The sequence below is a fragment of the Litorilinea aerophila genome (assembly GCF_006569185.2).
GTDB lineage: Bacteria > Chloroflexota > Anaerolineae > Caldilineales > Caldilineaceae > Litorilinea > Litorilinea aerophila.
Window position 1 is genome coordinate 18,415 of the sequence record NZ_VIGC02000021.1, and the last position, 16,838, is coordinate 35,252.

15 protein-coding genes and 1 CRISPR repeat array (1 of these 16 running past the window's edge) are annotated in these 16,838 nt (G+C 61.8%); of the genes, 4 read left to right on the forward strand and 11 right to left on the reverse strand.

What is annotated here, in order from left to right; genetic code table 11:
• A CRISPR array of direct repeats spans nucleotides 1-86; the repeat unit is 37 nt; unit sequence CTTTCAGTATCCACTCTGTTGGATCGTCTGCTTCAAC (it extends 18,354 nt beyond the left edge of the window).
• Nucleotides 87-496: 410 nt separating this feature from the next.
• The 10 genes from cas4 to FKZ61_RS15550 form a co-directional block, all read right to left on the reverse strand.
• On the reverse strand, nucleotides 497-1,177 hold the full coding sequence (gene cas4 / locus FKZ61_RS15505; RefSeq protein ID WP_141611043.1) for a CRISPR-associated protein Cas4: 681 nt from the start codon (nucleotides 1,175-1,177) through the stop codon (nucleotides 497-499).
• A 6-nt stretch (nucleotides 1,178-1,183) separates the two neighbouring features.
• Entirely contained in the window at nucleotides 1,184-1,471 is a 288-nt protein-coding gene (gene cas2 / locus FKZ61_RS15510) for a CRISPR-associated endonuclease Cas2 (RefSeq protein ID WP_141611044.1), read from the reverse strand.
• Nucleotides 1,472-1,492: 21 nt separating this feature from the next.
• Nucleotides 1,493-2,518, reverse strand: coding sequence for a CRISPR-associated endonuclease Cas1 (gene cas1, locus FKZ61_RS15515; RefSeq protein ID WP_141611045.1), 1,026 nt, complete (start codon nucleotides 2,516-2,518; stop codon nucleotides 1,493-1,495).
• Between the two features lie 15 nt (nucleotides 2,519-2,533).
• The gene (gene cas6 / locus FKZ61_RS15520; RefSeq protein WP_141611046.1) at nucleotides 2,534-3,601 is read right to left on the reverse strand and encodes a CRISPR system precrRNA processing endoribonuclease RAMP protein Cas6; all 1,068 of its coding nucleotides are present in this window, start codon (nucleotides 3,599-3,601) and stop codon (nucleotides 2,534-2,536) included.
• 70 nt (nucleotides 3,602-3,671) lie between these two features.
• Nucleotides 3,672-4,373, reverse strand: a complete 702-nt coding sequence (locus FKZ61_RS15525; RefSeq protein ID WP_141611047.1) for a hypothetical protein — start codon at nucleotides 4,371-4,373, stop codon at nucleotides 3,672-3,674.
• A gap of 10 nt (nucleotides 4,374-4,383) precedes the next feature.
• A complete protein-coding gene (locus FKZ61_RS15530; RefSeq protein ID WP_141611048.1) occupies nucleotides 4,384-5,349 on the reverse strand; it encodes a DevR family CRISPR-associated autoregulator in 966 nt (321 codons plus the stop codon).
• A 154-nt stretch (nucleotides 5,350-5,503) separates the two neighbouring features.
• Nucleotides 5,504-7,273 (reverse strand): hypothetical protein, encoded by a 1,770-nt coding sequence (locus FKZ61_RS15535; RefSeq protein ID WP_141611049.1) that lies wholly within the window; start codon nucleotides 7,271-7,273, stop codon nucleotides 5,504-5,506.
• A gap of 7 nt (nucleotides 7,274-7,280) precedes the next feature.
• Nucleotides 7,281-9,743, reverse strand: a complete 2,463-nt coding sequence (gene cas3 / locus FKZ61_RS15540; protein ID WP_141611050.1) for a CRISPR-associated helicase Cas3' — start codon at nucleotides 9,741-9,743, stop codon at nucleotides 7,281-7,283.
• Between the two features lie 186 nt (nucleotides 9,744-9,929).
• Complete coding sequence (locus FKZ61_RS15545) at nucleotides 9,930-10,970, reverse strand: helix-turn-helix transcriptional regulator (RefSeq protein WP_141611051.1); 1,041 nt, start codon at nucleotides 10,968-10,970, stop codon at nucleotides 9,930-9,932.
• A 145-nt stretch (nucleotides 10,971-11,115) separates the two neighbouring features.
• Nucleotides 11,116-11,304, reverse strand: coding sequence for a helix-turn-helix domain-containing protein (locus tag FKZ61_RS15550; RefSeq protein WP_211358586.1), 189 nt, complete (start codon nucleotides 11,302-11,304; stop codon nucleotides 11,116-11,118).
• Nucleotides 11,305-11,653: 349 nt separating this feature from the next.
• On the opposite strand from FKZ61_RS15550, the gene FKZ61_RS15555 reads away from it, so the two are divergent.
• Nucleotides 11,654-13,210: an ABC transporter substrate-binding protein gene (locus FKZ61_RS15555; RefSeq protein ID WP_141611053.1), complete on the forward strand. Its 1,557-nt coding sequence runs from the start codon at nucleotides 11,654-11,656 to the stop codon at nucleotides 13,208-13,210.
• On the opposite strand, the gene FKZ61_RS15560 is transcribed toward FKZ61_RS15555, so the two are convergent.
• Nucleotides 13,194-13,376 (reverse strand): hypothetical protein, encoded by a 183-nt coding sequence (locus FKZ61_RS15560; RefSeq protein WP_229964277.1) that lies wholly within the window; start codon nucleotides 13,374-13,376, stop codon nucleotides 13,194-13,196. The two genes, FKZ61_RS15555 and FKZ61_RS15560, sit on opposite strands and share 17 nt — an antisense overlap.
• Between FKZ61_RS15560 and FKZ61_RS15565 the strand changes: the two genes are divergently transcribed.
• From FKZ61_RS15565 to FKZ61_RS15575, 3 genes are all read left to right on the forward strand, one after another.
• Nucleotides 13,363-14,388 (forward strand): carbohydrate ABC transporter permease, encoded by a 1,026-nt coding sequence (locus tag FKZ61_RS15565; RefSeq protein ID WP_229964278.1) that lies wholly within the window; start codon nucleotides 13,363-13,365, stop codon nucleotides 14,386-14,388. The genes FKZ61_RS15560 and FKZ61_RS15565 overlap by 14 nt on opposite strands.
• 174 nt (nucleotides 14,389-14,562) lie before the next feature.
• The gene (locus FKZ61_RS15570) at nucleotides 14,563-15,591 is read left to right on the forward strand and encodes a carbohydrate ABC transporter permease (protein ID WP_141611055.1); all 1,029 of its coding nucleotides are present in this window, start codon (nucleotides 14,563-14,565) and stop codon (nucleotides 15,589-15,591) included.
• 61 nt (nucleotides 15,592-15,652) lie between these two features.
• Nucleotides 15,653-16,744 (forward strand): DUF4432 family protein, encoded by a 1,092-nt coding sequence (locus FKZ61_RS15575; protein ID WP_141611056.1) that lies wholly within the window; start codon nucleotides 15,653-15,655, stop codon nucleotides 16,742-16,744.
• Nucleotides 16,745-16,838: the final 94 nt, after the last annotated feature.

Consider the following 16,838-nt stretch of genomic DNA (forward strand, 5'->3'; position numbering starts at 1 on the left):
CGTCTGCTTCAACATTGAGACACGCCTTGCGCCGCCTGGCGTTGCTGGACTTTCAGTATCCACTCTGTTGGATCGTCTGCTTCAACCCGCCCACGCACACCACACCAAACCTTCTTTGCAACCCTCATCCTTAAGAAAAAACGCATGTAGAGGCTCTCAACGGCTCCCGCCAACGGCCGATTTCGTTGCATCTTATCCGCTCAGTCCATTTTTTCGCAATTTGCTTTTTGCCCCATTCCGGCCTCCTTTTGCGACACCCCAGAAAGCGGCCCTCCAGAGGCGGATCGTACATGTGTTCCAGATCGCGGCCCAGTGGCGACCCTCCCCCGCATTTAAGAAGCCATGGACGCAGACCGTTTGCGACGGGGCGTGTTCTCATGCGCTTCAGGCCGCTACCGCGAGCGCCCATGATGCACTCCCCCATGCCCCTGGGCTGCGATGGGGCTGCCAACACCAGGGCACACTGTATGGGCGTCGACCAAGAGCAACATGACCATCAGATCGTATCGTTGCAGAACCGCCGAAATTCACAATCCACACACTGCCGCACCGACCGCGGTGGGCCGGGCATGCGTTGCTCCATGATCATCTCCCGGATTTCGGTCACCAAACGAGTTGCCTTCCGCCGCAGGTGCGCTGTGAACGGTACCGAAATGGCCTGCCGGCTCGGAATGAGGTAGATGTAACCCTCCGTCGCTGGTATGCCCCATGCCTCCTCCAGCATCAGGCCATAACAGACCAACTGGAGCCGAAAATGGTTACCCGGCTTCCGCCGGCTCAGCTTGAAGTCCACTGGAATGGCCCGCCGCTCATTGCCACTGCCCGTAACAATGACCATGTCGATCTGACCGCTACAGCCCAGGCGAGTGGAAACCACGGATACGTGGTAGTGGCGCTCCCCTTGCTCCAAACCATAGGCCCGCAGACTGCGGCGATCCTCCAGGCGGGTGACCCGACTCTGTGCTTCAATGCCCGCTGCCATTTTGTAGGTAACCGGCCGTACATCTGACAGGCAGTACCGGTAGTACACCACTCGCGGACAATAGTCAAACTGTTTGAGATCGGTGACTTCCAGCAACCAGGGATCTTCCCAGCTGGGGAGAGCACCGCGGGGATCGGCAGTCCCTTCGGCAGGAGCTCCCCCATAAGCCCCTGTAAGTAGTTGTTTGGATGCCATGACCGCTCACCTCCTCCCGGATCCCGGCTCTTTGCCGTCTACCGCCGGGCCCGATTGCTCGATGGAAAGCCGGCTGCGCCAGTCCTGTCGGCAAATGGGGAATAGTTCCACCTTGCCGGCTGCGTTTCCCAGGCGCTGCTGGATTTTGAGCATTAACTCTTCCTGGTGATTGCTGCTCAACTCGCCGACAAACGCGCTGTATTGGATTCGATCCAGGCCATAGTCCAGGCAGAAATCGGCAATCCGGGTTCGCACCCGGTCATCTGGGATGTCGTAGATCAACAGGCATCTCATGGGCTTACCTCCGAACAGAGCCTACCAGGATGCCACAAACGCCGTGTAAGCGGGCCGTTCTCCACGCAAATATACGGCAAGATGTCGGGCTTGCATCTGGATGATGGCTCGCAACGGGTGCCGCTTGCCCTCAAACGCTTCCGTCGCTTCCAGTCGGTTCAGCACCTTTTCGGCCAGGTTCCGCCGGGTCTCTCCGGTCAATTGCCCCCGCTCGTCCAGCTCCACAGCCATCCCCCGATTGAAAATCGCCATGACCGTCCGATCCACCACCGTCTGTCGAAATTCCTCCACCAGGTCGTAGACCAGGCTGGCCTTGCCCGGCCGATCCACATGCAAAAAGCCGGCGTAAGGATCCAGGCCAGCCAGGACCAGTGCCCGTTCCACCTGGCTGTAGAGAATGCCGTAGCCATAGTTGAGCGCCGCGTTGAACGGATCCCGGGCACCCTGGGTACGTCGTCCCGGCCAACCTACCTCCGGCAGCAGCAGCCGGCCAATGCCGGCCCAATATTTCTGGGCTGCCCGCCCTTCTGCCGAAAGAATTTGGCCGCGACACGCGTCCACCGTATCCCCTGTACACCGTTCCAGATCGGCCAGATGATCCAACACTTCATCGGCCAGCAACCGAACCTCCTGGTAAATCTCCGGCTGGCGGGTTTTACGGTATTTACTCATGTACTTCAGCAGATTGGCCTGGTTGCGGATCTTGCCTGCCGCCACAGCCCTGGCCACATGCAACCCCCGGCCATCGCCCCGAGCCTCCAATTGAGCGCGCCGGGTCTCTACGGTGGCTGCCAGCCCTGCACTGTACAGGCTGCCCAGCGGCTGTCCCCGGGCATCCAAGAAATGGAGGGGGATCCCTGCTTCCACACAGGCGGCCACCACGTCGCTGCTCAGGCTGACACCGCGACCACTGATCAGGACGGTCTCCAGGTGCATCAACGGCGCCTCCACGCGCTTTTCTCCCTGGCAGGTGACCCGCAAACGTCCCTGATGTTTGGCGATAAAGCTGCCAAATTCATCGACGATCAGATGTTGTATGATTGCCATGGCTGGCTCCCGGGGTTAACCCTTTCTTGACACTTCCGAGAACAAATCTACCATTCCCCCGGCTCTGACAGCTTCGTCGCGTCCTGCCCAGAGCCGCAGCGCACCGCACCCCTTCACCACGTTCTTGCCCACATGGATCACGCTGGACCAGAGCAGCCATGGTAACAAGGGTTGCCAGTCTGTGGTCCGGTAAATGGCCCGGCCCACGAGACCGCCCAGCACCTGGGGCCGTTTCAGGCGGCCGGAATAGCCTTTCAGATCCCACCATCGAGTCTGATCCATCACCAGCGCGACCTGGTCGGCGTGGGGGTAAATCTCTCGTTTTAACTGGATATCCGGCCGGCCACCGCCATATTGCGCACAGACGTCCAACACCCGCAGGACGCTCTGTTTGATGAGGGGAAAGAAGTGGGGCGCTTCAACCGTCTGGCGGTTTTGGATGAGGCGCAGCGGGGTCAGGAATTCCACGGACAGGTGGTTATCGCAGGCGGCCAGCTCGTCCAGCAGGCGTGCCGCTGCATCCAACACGTGGTCATGGGTGATGAAGACGGTCGGTGGATCCACCACCTGTCGGCCAGGCCGAAGCAGGGACTGCTCTTCCCCGCTGAAGGGGTTGACCGCGTCGATGGCTTCGATGGTGAAGCGGCCGCGCTGGCCATCCGCAAGTCGGCGCCCCACACCGCCCTGCTCGCCCATGGCCTTGACGGCCAGAACCAGATAGGGCAGGTAGAGCAGATTGTCGCCCAGGAGCAACAAGGTGAAGTGGAACCGCTCGCCGGGGGCATAGCGGGTGGTGGCGTCCAGAGGGGGCTCAATGACGTACGGGCGCCGTACATCGCCGGATGGGCTGTCGTCCTGTTCCAGGCTCAGGATTTGGCAGACCGGGCAGAGGGAACGGTGCAGGGGATCGGTGCCTTCGGCACGCCATTCGGGACAGAAGTGACGGCGCAGGGTCGTGGCAAAGGCGCCCCGCAGGGCGCTGCCCTTGAATTCGTTGAAGACAATAGGCGTCTCGGCCCGCACGGTGAAGCGCAGCCGATGGACGGTGAGGGGAATGGCTGGACCTATGGATGTCGCTGTCATGGTGGTTCTGGGCCTTTGGGAATGGGCTGGCGGACTGGAACGTCCCTTCCGGTCCGCCAGCCGTCGAGACTCACAGTCGCCGGTACAGGGTGTAACCCCGGCTGCTGCGTTCCATCCGATAGGGCAGGATCACATGGCGCAGGATGCGGTCGGAGCCGACCCGCAGCTTGGTGGTGGTGTAGATGTTTACCTGGTCGAAGCGGACGTCGCTCGCGCAGTCATCCATCACCTGGAGGGTCCCATCCAACGCGAAGCCGGCCTCGTTGTCCTGAGTCAGCAGGGTGAAGTCATCCGGCAGCTCGTCGGCCTGGGTGGGCGGGGCTACCGCCTGGATGAATCCCCCACGTTTTCCCAGGTAGTGGATCTGGGTCAGCCAGCGGGCCCAGTCCTTTGCCTCGCTGTCGGCCTGGAACGCGATTTGAAGCTCTCCCTGCCACTGGACATACTCCCGAAAGCCGATGGTGCGGCCCATGACGGGGAAGAGTCCGGTGTCTGGATCGTAGGCTGCCGACCGATTCGGTTTCAGGATCTTGGTGAAGGTGTTGTTGACCACGATCCGCTCCGGTCCTCGGACGGCTACCTGGCCACTGCAGATGGTTGGCCAGAGGGCTTCCCCCAGGTCAACCCCGCCATCCCGGATGACCACGTCCAGCAGGGCCATTTTGAAGGCAAAGGGCGTGGGCAGCAGGAGGGACTTCCCCCCGGTGGAGGTGGCCGTCGAAACCTTCAGCGACAGGAGGCTTACCGGCTGATAGGTCGTGATGAACCACATGGTTCTCACCCTACACCGTCAACGCATGGGGCCGCCCATCCTTGAGCAAGGCCTGCAGGATTTCGGCCAGTTCTGCCAGGGAACCGAAGCTGGCCACCTGCACCCGCCCCTCGTGAATCTGGTTGAGGGCCTGGGCGATCTGCCCGATCTGTTGGTCAAAGCGGCTGTTGAGGGGGCTCACCAGGGGCGCCGGTGCCGGCCCAGTGCTGTAGGCCACAGCCCCCATCACATCCACGATATGCGGGTTCTGGGTATTGCGCATGGCGCCATTGGGCTGGACGAAGGCATAGAGCAGGCTTTCCAGCAGGGCGGCCAGGCGCGCCTGGCGCTCTTCTTCATCGAGGGTGTACTTCTGGCTGATGTCGTTGTAGCCGATGCGGTGGGCTTCCACGTTGCAGACGATGGCGTATTGACCGCTGCTGGCAGGGCGGTGGAAGATGGCCTGGCCCAGGTTACCAGATCGCTCGGCCTTCTCTGTGGGGATTTCCCGCCGGTCCGGGTCATATTTGACGTGGAAGTACTGGTCCGTGGTCACCGCTTCAGGAATACCCACGGCCCAGCCGAATTCCACCACACTCTTGCGGGGAACCGACTGGTTGCCCTCGGTGATCAGGTTGCCTTCCAGATCGTCCAGGGTGCAGGTGAGCAGTCGGTCCACCACCTGGACCGGCGTGGGTTTCTCCGCCCGGATCCACTGCTGGAAATCGGGGTCGGCGGACATCCGGTTGGCGTCGAAGATCTGACATGCCGCGCAGAGGGGCAGGCCCCGCTCCCGGCTGATGTGGTAGAGGTGCTCTGCCTGGATGTGCTTCAGCATGTCCCCGCTGATGGCGTTGACGTTGTGCATGCGCCCATCCTCGCCGATGATGTTGACCATGCGAGTCTGGGTCTGGTTCCCTTCGCCCCCTTCGTTGTTTAAGGAGTGGAGGTTCAGGATGGCCTTGGCGGAAATGGACAGGTTGTAGATGGTGGTCATGGGGATTACTCCATTGCTGTCAGATGAGATTTTGCCGGACGGATAGAATCAAATGGATGATGATCGGCCTGGCTCGATGCCCGTGACGCCGGGGGGAAGGGCGCTCCCAGCCGGCAGCAATGGGCTGCTGAGCGATATGCCGTAGAGGTACCGTTTACGCCTGGGCCACCTCGCCTTCGGGCGTGGCTGTCCCCAGCTCCTCCTCCGGTTTGACCCGAGGATCTCGCGCGTAGCCGAAGGCAACCAGCAGGTTGCAGACGGTCTTGGAGCCATAGGTGTCCACCAGACGCACCACACTTTCAATGTCCTGGGTAGTGACCAGCCGGCGACGGGCGGCTCCCTTGGTCCGCTCGTGGACCCGTAAGGTCTCGTCGTTGTAGCTTTGGATGAATTCGGACAGGGCCTGGATGAAGTCATCCGGATATTGGGCCTTGCGCAAGAGATCCTGTCCCAGTCCATAGCGAACTTCGAAGCGCCGTTGGTTGCGGTCCAGATAGATGGGCGTGACGGTGCTCATGCGAATGGCATAGGCCACGTTGCGGAAGCCTTCATCGGCCAGGATGGGGGATAGTTCCGGGGTGGTCATGTCGAATAACCTCCTTAGATGAAATTCACTGAAAGGACGGACGTAGTAATTTTTCCGATCCAGCGCACTCATTAGGTATTGGCTGTAACCGGCCAGGAATGTGAAAAAGGGCTTGAGGTCGTTGCCGGCGACGAAGTCCCGGTATGCCTGCAGCAGCGCGTAACCTTCGCTGCGATCTTCGTCAATCGCCCGGATCCGCTCCCGGTGCTCCTGCAGGAGGGCAATGTAGGTACGGGCATCCTCGGACGTGCGGATGTGGGGCATCCAGTCTGGCAGGCCCAGGAAGGCCAGGTTCATCATGGTGTACGAGTTGGCACTGAGGAGCTGGTAGGTGGCCACCTCCATGCCGTTCACCACATCGGTGACCCGGCCGTCGTCAAAGATGTCCAGGGCGTCATCTTCCAGGCTCTGCTCCAACAAGACTTCGGTGTAGAGGAGGACGGTCATGATGTCCTGCTTGATCGGCCCCTCGTTTCGGATGCGTTCCCGGAAGCGGCTGAAGACCCGCCGGTGGTAGCGCATCCGCAGCTCCCGGGGGGCCAGGACGTAGGTTTTGCGCAGGTCGGCGTTGGTGGCCCGGGTAGGCACGGCGGCGGCCCAGAGCCCCACAGCCTTCAGGTACTCCAGCAGCCAGAAGAGCTTCTCGTTGCCCATGGAGAGCCTGTTGGCCTTGGGCTGGTTCTGCCCTTTGCCCATGTGGGGGTTGAAAAGCTGGGACGCGGTGACCGTATCCTTATTTTTGAAGTCGCTCTCCTTCACCGCCTTCTTCCAATCCGCGGCGATGGCATCCCAATCTGCCGTGGGCGAGGAGAAGAGCTCCAGGACGGTCCGCATGTTCAGCCCTGGGAACTGTTGGCCTGTACGGAGCCACTGTTCCACCAGGCCGTTGTGGATGTGCTGGGCCTGCATCCGGTAGTCACCCAGGTAGGTGACGATGGTCCAGTCGGGTTCCGGTGCCAGGTCGGCCAGGGCTTGGGCGGCGACATCGTCGGCCTCGACCTGCTGTCGCAGTTGCTCCTGCTGCTCCAGAAATCGGCGGAAGGTTTCCCACGTCTCATCCACGCTGCGGGCTGCGGCAAATTCCAGGCCCTCCGGCACCTTATGTCTTCTTTCATCGGTGACGAATGGGATATGCTGGTGTGCTTCGGCCAGCCACGCTTCCTGGATGGGTACGCCGGTGTCAATGGCGTAGTAGCTGCCCGCATCCCGCAGGATTACCTCGGCTTGTGGGGCGTGGCGCTGCAGCAGCTCCTGGAGCACTGTCGCCACGCCAAAAGCCAGCAGGGCATCGCTCAGGGTCCGGGTGGATTTGGGGATGTAATAGTGCTGGTAGTCCATGACTCCTCTATTCCATTTCTTGTGACAAACCATCACACAACCGCAACACGCGCACGATGTAGAAATAGAGCAAGAGTTGCTCGAACTGTTCCGGTTGGATCAGGATCCGGTCCAGCGGGCCGCCAGGTCCCTTGGTGGTCAGCGGTTTGGTGGGCTGGGAAAGCCCTGCCTGTTCCAGCGCCTGAAGCAGGGCCGGCTGGGCGCCGGGATGGAGCTCATACGGCGTGTAGTCCGCGGTCGTGGGGCTGTGGTGTCGGGCGATGGCGGTCAGCGCGGCCCGAGTCAGGGACGGTTGGCCGCACTGCTCGACGACGATGCGGGCCGCCGCAACCGCACTCTCCCCGGCATGGCGGGGGCGCTTCTGCCGGCGGTCTGCCAGTTGTTTCGCCTCCCGGCAGGCCGGATCCGCCGGATTCCAGTCCGTATGCACCGCCATGAAATGGGCATCCTGGATCGGCTTTCCGATCGCCTCCTGGTAGAGCCGGACCCAGCGCTGCCAGCCTTTGTCCAGCTTGCCCAGGTCGTGGCAGGTGATGGCCAGGCGAATGGCCCGATCCAGGCTGTCGGGCGCCAGGGCCCCGGACTTGCCCAGCCGCTGCTGGATGTAGGCGTAGCTCTCTCGAAGGGATGGCTGCTGGTTGTTGAACGGCCGCTGATAGATCTGGAGCATGCGCTGGATGTGCTGTTGGTAGGATTCCAGGGTGTAGAGATATTCACCTCCCCGGCGGCCGTGGCGAAATTCTCCCGGGGGCGATGCCCAGGGCGAGGCCGTGCCAGGAGGCACGATGCGAAACCCCACCTCCGCATCGTAGGCGCAAAAGGCGCTGTTGATCACCACCACCGAGGAGGCGTTGAGCAGATCGCGGTCACGGATCTTGCGCCAAGCGAAGCGCTCTTCCTGGGCGATGTCCTCCTCTGGGTTGTCCACGGGCTGCGGATAGGCCATCAGCCATGGAAAGTCTTCGAACTCGCCCAGCTCGACCATTTGGCTGTACTCTTCCAGCTCCCGCCAGATGCGGTAAACGCTGCCCCGGTGCAGGCTAAAGCCCTGGGCGGTGAAGGGGTTGCCCACTGCTTCCGGCTGGGGGGCTGCCAGCACGGTGATGCTGTCGATGCGACGAATCAGCTTCTGGCGTTGGCTGGGGTCATGTTCCTCCATGGCGCCGAAGATCTCCCGCCACAGCAGGCCTTGTTGTTGGTCCATGGCTTTGAGCAGTTGCCGGTCCATCTCGGTGTGGACCTCGTCGATGATGGCCTGCTCTTCCTGGAAGTCGATCTCCTGGCCATGGCGTTTTTGAAAGCTCTGCCAGGATACCTCACAGAGGGAAGCGGGATAGGGCAGGTAGTCCGGCTGGGGCTCCCCGTCCCTTCCTGGTCGGGCCGGCACCGGGTAGATGTGGACGTGACCTTCCTCACCGGGATAGCGAGCACATCGACCAGCCCGCTGGAGGATGGCGTTGGCCGGGGCCACTTCCGTGTGGAGGCGGTCGCAGGTGATGTCCAGCCCTACTTCTACCACCTGGGTGGCCACCAGGATCAAACTTTCCACCCTTCGCTCGGAATACGCCTTGCCGAATTCCCGGGCGAGCTCCACCTCTTTTTGTTGCCGATCGGCCTGGGTGAAGCGGCTGTGAAGCAGGCGCACCTGGATGCCCGTGCCCTGGGTCCGTTCCCGCAGGGCCTGGAACAGCTCCTGGGCCCGTCCCACCTGGTTGCAGACCACCAGGGAGCGGCTGACGCCCGGCTCGGCGTGGGCCGACAGGACCGCTTCGGCCGTGAGCGGCTCCTGGTGCAGGTAGTAGTGACGACGCCTCGGCTTCTTGCCGTTGCCGCTGGCGATCTGGAGATATTCGCCCTGGGTGACGGTGATTACCTCGGCATCCAGTCGAGTAGCCAGGTCCGCCAGCATGGTGCTGGAGAAGGTGGCCGTCATCAGCACAAAGGGGACAATCCCCTTCAGCGCAGCCAGAAGTTGCAGGGTGGTCACCAGGGCCCCGCCCGCCCCGCTCTGCGCCTCCACCGGAAAGAGGTGGAACTCATCGAAGACCAGATAGGCCGAGTAGACGGCCGCGGCGTTCATGTTGGCCCGTTTGGGCGAGAGGGAATAGGGGACGGCCAGGGCGCTGCTCAAGGTCTGGTCGATGGTGGCAAAGATCAGGTCTCCGGTCAGCATGGGATCCTCGGGCCGTTCGCCCGTCTGGATCGTCACGGTGAGGGGGCGTCGGAAGCGCCGCTGATACCGCGCAGCCAGCCCGGAAAACTCCTCTTCAAACTGGTTGGCCAGCACCCGCATGGGCACAGAGTAGATGCACTTGCGGGGGAAAGCATGGGCCGGCAGGTCAAAAAAAGCCTCGATGAACGGGGCCAGCGCGGCCCGGGTTTTGCCGGTGCCCGTTGGCGCCTGGAGGATAACCGACCGGCCTGCCTGGATGCACGTTTTGACCCGTTGCTGATAGGGGTACAGCTCCACGGTCTACTCCTGGACTCTTTCTGAATTTTGCCAGCCTGTATTGGTTCTGCTGCACAAAGGTCAAATGAGGACGCTGACCCACGCAGATGAACGCTGATTCAGGTTACTCTCTCCTGCATTTCTTTGCGCCTTTGCACCTTTGCGCCTTTGCGTTGAAAAATGCCCTTTTTGCAGGGGAGTCATGGCTTACTCGGTAAAAAAGTCCGCCAGGGTGGAGGAGGTGTTCGTCCCGCCGGCTGCGGATTGGGCGGAAACGTTCCATCCGTACTGTTCGGCCATGGCTTTGGCCTCGCCGACCAAGGCCTCCCGCAATGTCTCCGGGGCCAATACCTCGCAGTCGGCTCCCCAACCTCGTATCCAGGGAAGCATTTCCTGGGGCTCAGCGATCTCCGCTTGCCAGATCAAATAGCCGTCGGGCAGCTCTTGGACCTGTTCGCTGCGATGCCAACGGGTTTCCTTTACCCGTTGAACCACCCGGGGATGGAACTTCAGCTGGACGGTGACGGGTTCTCTTTCTGCGTACCAGATACCCCAGGCATCTCGCAGCAGATCCCGAGGATCGAAGTCCGGAGGAATGCGGTAGGGTGTCTGGGTCTTTTCGATGCGGAGAATGCGTTCCACCTTGAAGGTAATGGGGTGATCTCGGGCGCCGTGTACCCCCAGAACGTGGATGGTCTGACCCACGGCGTAGGGCTCAATGAAATAGGGCGCAAAATCGAACTCCCGGACCCGGCCATCTGGCCCCCGATACCAGAGGTGGACACGTCGCTCTTGGGCCCAGCTCAGGGTCAGGGTCTCCAACACTTCCAGGAAGCGTGGATCGTGGCGTTGGCTCTCTTGATCCATCACGTCGGCCGAGCGGTTGAGGTGCTCTTGGATTCTGGGCGCCAATCGGCTTAGGGACGAGGCCAGTTTCCGTAGCGCTGCGGCCGCGTGGGGATTATGCTTATCGGTCCGGGTCGCCAGAAGCCGTGCGGCCAGGTGTAGGGCCATGGCTTCGTGCAGGTTGAACCGGACGTTCACGAGATAGCTGTTGAGGTCGATTTTCCACCGGCCGTCATCTTCCAGGTAGATATGGCCGGGCAGGTCGGGCAGGTAACGGGTGATGGTCGAACGGTGGACCTTCAATCGCCGGGCGATTTCAGCGGGCCTGAGCCCTTCTGGGTGGGCACAAAGGAGTGCCTCGATTTCGCCCAGACGTGCCGCTTTGTTGGTGGCTCTGCTCATCTTACACTCTTTCTCCAGTTGGCGTAAAGTTCTGTGTGGCCTTTCTGTTTTTTAATATAGCACAGGCGTTGTCTAAAAGTCGCAACACCCGTCAAAATTCCCCTGGACTCCTGCAACGGCCGGCCCCAGGATCCCCTTTCCTCCTTCAATCTTCTTGCTGAAAGGGCCACAGCCGGCCCTTGTCATCTTCGTATAGGAGAATGCCCGCCTCTTCCAGATTGGGCAGCATGCGGGTTACCGTGGACGGGGCCACATCCAGGTGTCGGGCGATTTCCCGAGCGGAAAGGCCGGGCCGTTCTTCCAGGAGCTGCCGGACGTTTTCGTACGTGTCCATTCGGCTGCGCCAGAATCCCATGGTATACCTCCCATTCATGTTGAAGACATTGGACTCAACCGATGCTCATGATGGGATCCTGACAGATGGGTGTTGCAGGTAACGCAACAGTGCAAACAGAATTCGCGGCCACGGGGGAAGATGATGGGGGGGGCTGTGGACATTTCGCACGTTTCGCGTTTTCGCCCCCTGGTTGACAACCCTCCCCATTCGATGTATTCTGGTATCGGTACCCCAAGGGCGAACGCCTATCTACACACCGGATACAGCTGCCACCCGACCTGTGTCCTGGTCTTGTCGATCCTGTTGGACAATTTCATCATTGCTACATCTCTAGGGAGGAAAACATATGCGCACGAGATGGTTACTACCCCTGCTCCTCGTGGTGTCCCTGGTTTTCGCTGCCTGTGCGGCCCCAGCCGCCACGCCGGCCCCGCCGGAGACAGCCCAGACCGAGGGGGCCCAGGCTGAAGGCGGTCAGGCGGAGACGGGCGGCCTGCCCTTTGAAGGGGTCGAGGTGAACCTGCTCACCTTCACCGGCCCCCAGATCGCCGAGCCCCTCCAGCGCCGGGCGCCGGACTTCCAGGCCCTGACCGGCGCCAAAGTCAACGTGGTCGTCGTTCCCTTCAGCGACCTCTACCAGAAGATCCTCACGGACCTGGCCACCGGGACCAACGCGTTCGACGCCTTCGTCTTTGCCCCCCAGTGGATGGTGGACTATATCGAGCCGGGGTATCTGGAAGATCTGACCGACCGGGTCAATGCGGATCCCGATATCCAGTGGGATGACGTGGCCCCCTTCTTCCGGGAATTCAGCGCCACCTACAACGGCCGCATCTACACCATCCCCCTGGACGGTGATTTCCAGATGGCCTACTACCGCATCGATGTGTTGGAGGAAGCCGGCCTGGAACCGCCCCAGACCTGGGATGACTATCTGCGCATCGCTGAGGCCGTCCACGGCACCGATATGAACGGTGACGGCGAGGGTGACTACGGCTCCTGCATCTCCAAGAAGCGCAACGCCCAGGCCTACTGGTTCATCTACTCCATCGGCGGCGGCATGCTCCAGAGCCAGGGCACGGCCCAGGGCGCTTTCTTCGACCTGGAGACCTTCGAACCCCTGGTGAATAACCCCGCCTTTGCCCGGGCCCTGGAGATCTACAAGGCTACCACCCAGTTCGGCCCCCCCGATGAGCTGAACCTGGACGTGGGTGACACCCGGGGTCTCTTCACCAGTGGCCGCTGTGCCCTTTCGGTGGACTGGGGCGACATCGGCACTCTGGCCATCGACCCGGAGACTTCGGTGGTGCAGGACAAGGTGGGCGCCATCATCCTGCCCGGCTACACCCAGGTGCTGGACCGGGAGACCATGGAGCTGGTGGACTGTGACGAGAACACCTGCCCCTACGCCATCGACGGCGTCAACCATGCCCCCTTCGCGGCCTTCGGCGGCTGGTCCGGCGGTATCAATGCCGCGGCCGACGAGCGGGTGAAGGATGCCGCCTACGCCTTCTTCTCCTACATGAGCCAGCCGGCCCAGTCCAATGTGGATGTGACCATCGGTCGCACGGGCTTCAACCCGTATCGCATCTCCCAGTTCGAGAATATCGATCTGTGGGTAGAGGCAGGCATGAGCGAGGAGGCGGCCCGCAATTACCTGGGCGCCATCAAGGCCAGCCTGGACAGCCCCAACATGATCCTGGACCTGCGCATCCCGGGCAATCAGCGCTACCAGCAGGTGGTGTTGGATCTGGCCCTGAGCCAATACCTGGCCGGCGAGATCACCCTGGAGCAGGCCATGCAGAATATCTACGACGGCTGGGAAGAGATCACCAATGAGCTGGGTCGCGAGTCGCAGCTGGCGGCCTACAAGGCTACATTGGGGATTACGGCTGGCGAGTAACCATGTCGGGACGACAACCGCTGCCGGGCTCGACGATATCGTCGGGCCCGGCCCGAGCTTTCATGGCGACGCGCAGCGCCTGGGCCCAGATGAATCGCTGGATCGAGCAGGTTTCCAGATCGATTTTCATCTGGCCGGCGGTGCTCGTCCTTTTGTTCTTTTCCATCTTTCCCCTGGTTGTCTCCCTCTACCTCTCCTTTGCCAGGGTTCGATTCGCGCGTGGGGGAGTCGAAGTTCAATTTGTGGGCCTGGCCAACTACCATAAGCTCCTATTCGGCAGTGAACAGGCCCACCTGTTGGGTGTCCTGGCGTCACCATCGCCGCTGGGGTGGCTGGTTTTCCTGGCCCTGCTGGCCGGCACGGTCTTCCTGCTGGTCAACTATGCCCGCAGCACCGGCCGCACGGCCCTGGGCCTGGTTTTGCGGACCGCCTTCGCCGTGCTGTTTCTGGCCCTGGCCTGGTTGGCGGTCAGCACCTTGAACCGGGACGGTCGGCCGGGCACCCTGATGGTGACCCTGGTCTACGTCTACGTGGGGATCGCTTGCCAGTATCTGATCGGGCTGGGGCTGGCTCTGCTGACGGCCCAAGACTTGCCTGGTCGCCGCTTTTTCCGGGTGGCCTTTATGCTGCCCATGATGATCACGCCGGTGGGCGTGGCCTACATGTTCCGCATGCTGGCCGATACGGGCCGGGGCCCCTTTGCCCCCATCTGGCAGGCTATGGGCCTGGGCGACTTCTCCTGGGTCAATGATCCCTGGGGCGCACGGGCGGCCGTCCTGATCGGCGATATCTGGCAGTGGACGCCCTTCATGTTCATCGTGCTTCTGGCGGCCATCGAGGGACAGGCCCAGGAACCCATCGAGGCGGCCGTGGTGGACGGCGCCAGCCGCTGGCAGATCTTCCGGCACATTACCCTGCCCCAGATCCTGCCGGTGAGCACGGCCCTCATCCTGATCCGCATGATCGAGGCGTACAAGATCATCGACCTGCCCAACGTGCTGACCAACGGCGGTCCGGGTACGGCCACCGAGTCGCTGACCCTGCATGCCTTTATCGCCTGGCGTACCCTGGACATCGGCAGTTCCGCAGCCATCGCCTACCTGCTCATGGTGCTGGTGACCGTCATGAGCGTGGCTTTCGTGCAGTTCGTCCGCCGGCGAACCACGGAAATCGTCTAGGGGCGACGGCGTACGCGTGATTTGTGGTGCGTGGTGCGTCGAGGAACGGCCAGACGACCTTTCAGGGGGTCAACAAGTTCATGCATCACCAGGCACGATGCACCACATCAAAATATCAGGCCGAAATATCACGCCGAGATATAACATAGAGATACCCGAGCATTGATCTTCGCCATGGTCAAGCGATTTTTTCACCGCACAAGTGCATTTCGCCCTTCACCCTTCGAACGCACCCTGTCGTACCTGGTGTTGGGCTTCTGGTCGCTGGTGGTCCTCTTCCCCCTCTACTGGCTGCTGGTGACCTCTTTCAAGTTGCCCATTGACGTCAATACGGGGCCGAAATATATTCCCTTTGTGGACTTCCAGCCCTCCCTCCATGCCTGGCGCTACATCTTCGTCGACGTCTGGAATGACACGGCCCGTCCCTATGCCAACACGGTCATCGTCGGAATTACCAGCTCGGTGTTGGCGCTGGCGTTGGGAGCCTCGGCCTCCTATGCCCTGGTTCGTTTTGAGTACCGGCCGCGGCTGGGGATCATCGGCCTTTTCATCGGCTGTGTGCTGCTGGCCATCGTCTTTGTACGCATGGGGGTGTCCTGGCCCCTGGCCACTGTGGTGGCTATCGCCCTCTTCCTGTTGTTGGCCCAGACCATCGGCCGCCGTTTCCGCCGGGCCCTGGCCAACAACGACATCGCCTTTTGGATGATCTCCCAGCGTATCCTGCCACCGGTAGCTGTGGTGATCCCGGTCTACATCCTCTTCCAGCAGCTGCACCTGCTGGATACCCGCATCGCCCTCATCGTGACTTATCTGGCCGTCAACCTGCCCATCGTGGTCTGGCTGCTGCGGGACTATTTCCAGTCCATCCCCATCGAACTGGAGGAGTGCGCCGCCATTGACGGTGCTTCTCGACTCCGCATCTTCTGGGCCATCGTCCTGCCCCTGTCGGTGCCGGGGCTGGTGGCGACCTTCCTGTTCGTCCTGGTCTTCGCCTGGAACGAGTATCTGCTGGCTCTGTTCCTCTCCAGCGCCAACGCCCAGACCATGCCCCTGACCGTGGCCGCACAGAACGCCACCCGCGGCCCCCAATGGTGGTACATGTCCGTCCTGATCCTGATCATGATTCTGCCGGTGATCGTGGCGGCCATCGTACTGGAGCGCTTCATCGCCCGGGGGCTGCTGGTAGGCGCCATCAAGGGATAAAGTACAAAAAGACACCGTTGCACTACTACCCCATCTTCCACCATACCGCGGATTGAGACCCATGACGACGACCATCCATTTGACCCCAGAGCTGTTCACCCGGCAGGAGCACCTGCTGGTGGAACACGGCTCCCTTTCGGCGACCACCTTTCGGTTCGAAAGCGGCGTCAGCGCCGTCCGCCTGCGGAGCGATACAGGCGAGCTGGTGATGCTCCCCTTCCAGGGGCAGCAGATCTGGTCCGCCGTTGTCGCCGGCCGCAACCTGACCATGAAGTCCATGTTCGATCAGCCCCGGCCCACCCGCCAGTACCTGGAGACCTACGGCGGTTTCCTGCTCCATTGTGGCGTCACGGCCATGGGGGTGCCTGGCGAACAGGACACCCATCCCCTCCACGGGGAGCTGCCCAACGCGCCCTACCAGAAGGCCCATGTGGTGCTGGGGGAAGATGAGCAGGGGCTCTACATCGGGCTGGGCGGCGAGTACCAGCACACCGTGGCTTTCAGCACCAACTATGTGGCCCGGCCGCTGGTCAAGCTCTACGCCGATCGGCCCCGCTTCACCATGGGCCTCCAGTTCACCAACCTCAAGCGCACGCCCATGGAGTACATGTACCTGGCCCACGTGAACTTCCGGCCGGTGGACCACGGGCGGCTGGTCTACAGCGCCCACGCCACGCCGGAACATGTCCGGGTGCGCCGGAGCATCCCCTCCCACGTGCGGCCCGGCCCCGGCTATGTGGAGTTCCTGCAGGAGCTGGCAGAACACCCGGAGAAGCATCACGTCCTGGCGCCGGAACTGGCCTTCGACCCGGAGGTCGTCTTCATCATCGACTACCTGGCCGACGCCGACGGCTGGGCCCACAGCATGCAGGTCCACCCGGACGGCAGCGCCGACTACCTCCGCCATCGGCCGTCGGAGCTGGACAAGGGCGTGCGCTGGATCTGCCGCACGCCGGACCAGGACGCGCTGGGGCTGGTGTTGCCGGCCACGGCCGAGCCGGAAGGCTATACGGCTGAGAAGGCCAAGGGAAATATCCGCACCCTGGGCCCAGGCGAAAGTTTCCAGTGTGAAATGGAGGCGGGCGTCCTCTCGCCCCAGGAAACGACAGCCATGGCTGCCCACATCCAGCAGATCCTGGAGCAGTCCGCCTGAGCAATGAACAATGGAGAATGGAAAATGGAGAATGGAAAATTCGAAATTTCCCTTCTCGATGAATAATTTACTCTGCCGTCCCCATCAGGCCTGT

Coding starts and splice junctions, on each gene's coding strand:
- cas4 (WP_141611043.1), bottom strand. CDS start 1,177: ATGGCATCCAAACAACTACTTACAGGGGCTTATGGGGGAGCTCCTGCC.
- cas2 (WP_141611044.1), bottom strand. CDS start 1,471: ATGAGATGCCTGTTGATCTACGACATCCCAGATGACCGGGTGCGAACC.
- cas1 (WP_141611045.1), bottom strand. CDS start 2,518: ATGGCAATCATACAACATCTGATCGTCGATGAATTTGGCAGCTTTATC.
- cas6 (WP_141611046.1), bottom strand. CDS start 3,601: ATGACAGCGACATCCATAGGTCCAGCCATTCCCCTCACCGTCCATCGG.
- FKZ61_RS15525 (WP_141611047.1), bottom strand. CDS start 4,373: ATGTGGTTCATCACGACCTATCAGCCGGTAAGCCTCCTGTCGCTGAAG.
- FKZ61_RS15530 (WP_141611048.1), bottom strand. CDS start 5,349: ATGACCACCATCTACAACCTGTCCATTTCCGCCAAGGCCATCCTGAAC.
- FKZ61_RS15535 (WP_141611049.1), bottom strand. CDS start 7,273: ATGGACTACCAGCACTATTACATCCCCAAATCCACCCGGACCCTGAGC.
- FKZ61_RS15545 (WP_141611051.1), bottom strand. CDS start 10,970: ATGAGCAGAGCCACCAACAAAGCGGCACGTCTGGGCGAAATCGAGGCA.
- FKZ61_RS15550 (WP_211358586.1), bottom strand. CDS start 11,304: ATGGACACGTACGAAAACGTCCGGCAGCTCCTGGAAGAACGGCCCGGC.
- FKZ61_RS15555 (WP_141611053.1), top strand. CDS start 11,654: ATGCGCACGAGATGGTTACTACCCCTGCTCCTCGTGGTGTCCCTGGTT.
- FKZ61_RS15560 (WP_229964277.1), bottom strand. CDS start 13,376: ATGGAAAAGAACAAAAGGACGAGCACCGCCGGCCAGATGAAAATCGAT.
- FKZ61_RS15570 (WP_141611055.1), top strand. CDS start 14,563: ATGGTCAAGCGATTTTTTCACCGCACAAGTGCATTTCGCCCTTCACCC.
- FKZ61_RS15575 (WP_141611056.1), top strand. CDS start 15,653: ATGACGACGACCATCCATTTGACCCCAGAGCTGTTCACCCGGCAGGAG.